Annotated in this window: 1 pseudogene; it reads left to right on the plus strand. The window is 58.7% G+C overall.

What is annotated here, in order from left to right:
* Positions 1-112: 112 nt before the first annotated feature.
* A pseudogene (locus EOC83_RS32550) lies at positions 113-543 on the plus strand (ThiF family adenylyltransferase); the annotation flags it as partial.

Raw genomic sequence — 543 nt, forward strand, 5'->3', positions numbered from 1 at the left:
TGCGATAGGCCATGGCTCGCTTTGGGCGCTAGCGAGACAACCCGATCTCAAAGGTCGTCTGCATGTAATCGATCACGAAGCGATCGAACTCTCAAACCTGCAGCGCTACGCATTGGCTGGCCAGGCGGAGATTGGTATGTCCAAAGCGGTTCTTGCAGCCACCGCCCTTAGATCGACTGCCCTTGAGGTCGAGGCGCACCCTCTGACGTGGGCAGAATATGTTGCGCGCCGGGGCAATTGGGTCTTCGACCAAGTGGGTGTGGCGCTTGACACCGCCGCCGACCGTCTGGCTGTCCAAGGTGCACTGCCGCGATGGATCGCAAACGCTTGGACGCAGGAGCACGATCTCGGTATCTCCCGGCATGGTTTCGATGACGGCCAGGCTTGCCTTTGTTGCATGTACCTGCCATCCGGAAAATCCAAGGACGAGCACCAGCTGATTGCCGAGGAACTCGGAATACCGGAAGCACACGAGCAGGTGAAAACGCTCCTGCAGACCAATGCCGGAGTTCCCAACGACTTTGTAGTTCGCGTGGCTACAGC

The organism is Mesorhizobium sp. Primo-A (genome assembly GCF_003997175.1).
In the GTDB taxonomy this organism is placed as follows: Bacteria; Pseudomonadota; Alphaproteobacteria; order Rhizobiales; family Rhizobiaceae; genus Mesorhizobium; species Mesorhizobium ciceri.